Consider the following 3,971-nt stretch of genomic DNA (forward strand, 5'->3'; position numbering starts at 1 on the left):
TCCCGCGGGGGAGGGGGAGGATGAAAAAATCTATGTCCAAAGAGGCGGCGACCCAGTTCCCCCTTACTTGAAGGTGATCACCACCGCATCGCCGCCCAGGCTGAGCATCAGGCCGGTGCGCTTGGCCTTCAGGCGCATCACCACGCCCTTGTCGTTCTTCAGCCACAGGGCGCCGCCACTCTCCTCGCCGATGGCGAAGCCGTAGCGACCCTGGACGTAGGCGCCCTCGAAGTCGTCGGCCTTCGCCAGGTCGTAGACCTCGCCGGTGGCCTCGATCGTCGACACGCCGATGCCGCCGACGCCAAGCCCGGAGACCGTGAACGGATAGGACCGGCCCCGGAACCGGAGGGTGCCGTCGCCGGTGGCACCGCTGCCGATAAAGGCGGCCTGGACCTGATGCATCTCCACGGTGCCGGACGGAGTCTGGTTCTTGACCGCCTCGGTGGCGGTGCCTGAGCCGCCACCCTGGCTCGAGCACGCGGCCAGCACCAGAAGTGCCGCAGCGAGGACGATCCGGCCGCGATGGGCTTTGAAGAAACCGAGTGCCATATCTTTCCCCCTCTTCTATATCGTGTTCTGAATTCTCGGCGTGGTGCCGCTTGCGGCCTGACGAGCCGAAACTTCTTGCGATCTGCCGGTATTCTGGGCAGAAAAATAGAGAATGTTCAATGACTTTGAGGCGACGGCTATCGGATCCCGCTCATACAATATTATGGAGCCGGAATTGTTGCGGAGCAGCATCGAAATCATTCTGGTAGAATGCAGCTGTCATCATAGCTCCCTCTGGCAACGCGTTGATGACATTGGGGGGACGGGCAGCCATGATGCCCGGGGGATACTTCCGGGACGGGATCTTGGCACCGAGTGGATCTGAGTTGAACGTCGCAGACCGATCAGGTCCCGCGCCGGTCCACCCTTCGGGCGCGCCGCGCCTGATGGAATGCCATGAATGCGGCCTGGGCCATGCCGTGCCGGTATTGCCGGACGGCACCGCCGCCCGCTGCACGCGCTGCGGCGCCACGCTGCACAAGGTCCGCGCCACCTCGCTGGACCACGCCTTCGCCTATACCTGTGCCGGGCTGGTGCTGTTCCTGATGGCGAATTTCCTGCCTTTCATCTCGCTGGAGATCTCCGGCCGGGTGCAGAGCACCAGCCTGGTCACCGGCGTCTACGCGCTATACCGGCAGGGGCTGTGGGAGCTGGCGGCAGTGGTGGCGCTGACCATGTTCCTCGCCCCCGGCCTGCGGCTGGGCACGCTGGCCCTGGTGCTGGGCGGCCTGCGGCTGCGGCGCCCGCCGCGCTGGCTGCCGCTTCTGTACCGCTGGGCCGACCTGCTGGGCCCCTGGGCGATGATGGAGGTCTATCTTCTCGGCGTCTTCGTCGCCTATGTGAAGCTGATCGACCTCGCCACCATCGTGGTCGGGCCGGGCCTTTATTCGGTCGGCGGGCTGATGCTGGCGATCATCGCCGCCGGCACCAGCCTCGACACCGAGACGGTGTGGCGCGAGTTCGAGCGCCGTGGCCTGGTGCCGACGCCGCCGCCGGCCGATCCGCGCCGGCCCACCGCCCTGTGCCATGGCTGCGGCCTGGTCTCCAACCTGCCGGCCGTGGGCCATGGCGAGTGCCCGCGCTGCGGCGCCGTGCTGCACCGCCGCCGGCCGGAGAGCCTGACCCGCACCTGGGCGCTGGTGGTGACCGCGATCATCCTCTACATCCCGGCGAACCTGCTGCCGGTGATGACGGTGATCTCGCTGGGCAGCGGCGCGCCGGACACGATCATGAGCGGGGTGATCGAGCTGGCCGATTCCGGCATGTGGCCGCTGGCGGCGCTGGTGTTCTTCGCCTCGATCACCGTGCCGGTGCTGAAGCTGGCCGGGCTGATCTACCTGCTGGTCACCACCCAGCGCGGCAAGACGGGGCAGCTGCGCAACCGGACGGTGATCTACCGCATCGTCGAGGCGGTCGGCCGCTGGTCGATGATCGACATCTTCATGATCTCGATCCTGGTTGCGCTGGTCCAGCTCGGCGAGCTGGCGACGATCGAGCCCGGGGCCGGCGCCGTGTGCTTCGCCGCCGTGGTGATCACCACCATGATCGCGGCGATGAGCTTCGATCCGCGCCTGATCTGGGACGCGGCGGGAGAGAACCATGGTTGAAGCCCTGCGCGACACCACCGCGCCGGCACCGGCCGCGCCGCGCATCGACCGCAAGCGTCGGTTCTCGCCGATCTGGTTGGTGCCGATCGTGGCCGCGCTGGTCGGCGTCTACCTCGCCTGGATCACCCTCTCCGAGAAGGGGCCGACCATCACCATCAGCTTCCAGACCGCCGACGGGCTGGAAGCCGGCAAGACCCAGATCAAGCACAAGGAGGTGGTGTTCGGCACGGTCAAGAGCCTCTCCTTGTCCGAGGATCTGAGCCATGTCGAGGTGACGGCCGAGATGACCAAGGAGGCGGCGCCGCATCTGCGCGAAGGCACCCGGTTCTGGGTGGTCCGGCCACGCCTCTCCGCCAGCGGCGGGCTGACCGGCTTCTCCACCATCGTCTCCGGCGCCTATATCGAGCTCGACCCCGGCCAGGGCGCCAGCGAGCACAGCTACACCGGGCTTGAGGACCCGCCGGTGGTGCGGGCCGACATGCCCGGCACCGAATTCCTGCTGACCGCCGACCGGATCGGCTCGATCGGTGCCGGGTCGCCGATCTATTTCCGCGACGTCCAAGTCGGCCAGGTGATGGGCTTCGACTCCTCGAATCTCGATGCCGGGGTGACGATCCACGCCTTCATCCGCGCCCCCTATGACAAGCAGGTCTATGCCGGCACCCGATTCTGGAACGCCGCCGGCATCTCGCTGACCACCGGGCCGCAGGGCTTCCGCCTGCAGATCGAGTCACTGCAGGCAGTGCTGGCCGGCGGCATCGCCTTCGACACCCCGGCCACCGCCCGGACCGGGGAGCCGGCGAAGACCGGCACCAGCTTCACCCTCTACAAGGACCAGACCAGCATGCAGGAGTCGGAATACACGATCCGCCTGCCCTACCTGGTCTATTTCGACGGCTCGGTCGGCGGCCTGACGGCGGGCGCCCCGGTCGAATGGCAAGGCATCAAGATCGGCCAAGTCACCGATGTCCGGCTGCAATACGATGTCGCCGCGGGCCGGGCCCGGATCCCGGTCACGATCGAGGTGGAGCCGCAGCGGATCGAGGTGGTCGGCACCGACCCGACCTTCGCCACCGGCGCCAATGTGGCGGCGCTGGTCCGGCGCGGGCTGCGGGCGCAGCTGAAGACCGGCAACCTGCTGACCGGCGCGATGGTGGTGACGTTCGAGATGGATCCCGACGCGCCGCCAGCGGAGCTGGGCACGGGCGACCGCTACCCGGTGCTCCCCAGCGTGCCGGGGCAGCTCGACAGCGCCATGCGCTCGATCAACGGCATCCTCGACAAGGTGTCGTCGCTGCCGCTCGACCAGATGATCCAGCAGATCAACGCCACGCTGAAATCCTTCCAGACCCTCGCGGCCGCGCCGGAGATCACGGAGTCGCTGCGCTCGCTGGCCGGCGCCCTGTCCTCGACCCAGCAGCTGCTGGGCCAGGCCAACACCGATCTCGGCCCGGTGATCCAGAAGCTGCCGCCGCTCCTGACCACGGCGCAGCAGGCGGTGCAGCGGCTGAGCGGCACGCTCGGCTCGATCAACCAGGGCTATGGCGCGGATTCGACCTTCAAGCGCGATCTGACCCGGCTGATGAGCCAGGTCGACGACACGCTGCGCTCGGTCCGCGTTCTCACCGACTATCTCGAGCAGCACCCCGAGGCGCTGATCCGGGGCAAGACCGAAGGGTTCAACTGATGATGCTGTCCCGCCGCGCCGCCCTCGCCATCCTGCTGGCCGGGACGGCGGCCTGCTCCTCGACCCCGCCCAAGGTCTACACCCTGGTGACGGTGCCGGGTGCCTCGGTCGGGGGCCGGCCGGTGACG

General features: G+C 67.9%; 3 protein-coding genes. 2 read left to right on the top strand and 1 reads right to left on the bottom strand.

The window, feature by feature from the left end; translation table 11 throughout:
* Positions 1–63: 63 nt before the first annotated feature.
* On the bottom strand, positions 64–549 hold the full coding sequence (locus tag FFK22_RS41075) for a hypothetical protein (protein WP_138893587.1): 486 nt from the start codon (positions 547–549) through the stop codon (positions 64–66).
* Positions 550–875: 326 nt separating this feature from the next.
* Between FFK22_RS41075 and FFK22_RS41080 the strand changes: the two genes are divergently transcribed.
* Entirely contained in the window at positions 876–2,156 is a 1,281-nt protein-coding gene (locus tag FFK22_RS41080) for a paraquat-inducible protein A (protein WP_221939274.1), read from the top strand.
* The gene (locus FFK22_RS41085; protein WP_138893588.1) at positions 2,149–3,843 is read left to right on the top strand and encodes an intermembrane transport protein PqiB; all 1,695 of its coding nucleotides are present in this window, start codon (positions 2,149–2,151) and stop codon (positions 3,841–3,843) included. The genes FFK22_RS41080 and FFK22_RS41085 overlap by 8 nt, the downstream gene beginning before the upstream one ends.
* Positions 3,844–3,971 lie beyond the last annotated feature (128 nt).

Source organism: Mycobacterium sp. KBS0706 (genome assembly GCF_005938675.2).
Lineage (GTDB): Bacteria > Pseudomonadota > Alphaproteobacteria > DSM-16000 > Inquilinaceae > Inquilinus.

What these genes read in the sequence shown, in the direction of transcription:
- FFK22_RS41075 (WP_138893587.1), bottom strand. Translation starts at nt 549, where the DNA reads ATGGCACTCGGTTTCTTCAAAGCCCATCGCGGCCGGATCGTCCTCGCT.
- FFK22_RS41085 (WP_138893588.1), top strand. Translation starts at nt 2,149, where the DNA reads ATGGTTGAAGCCCTGCGCGACACCACCGCGCCGGCACCGGCCGCGCCG.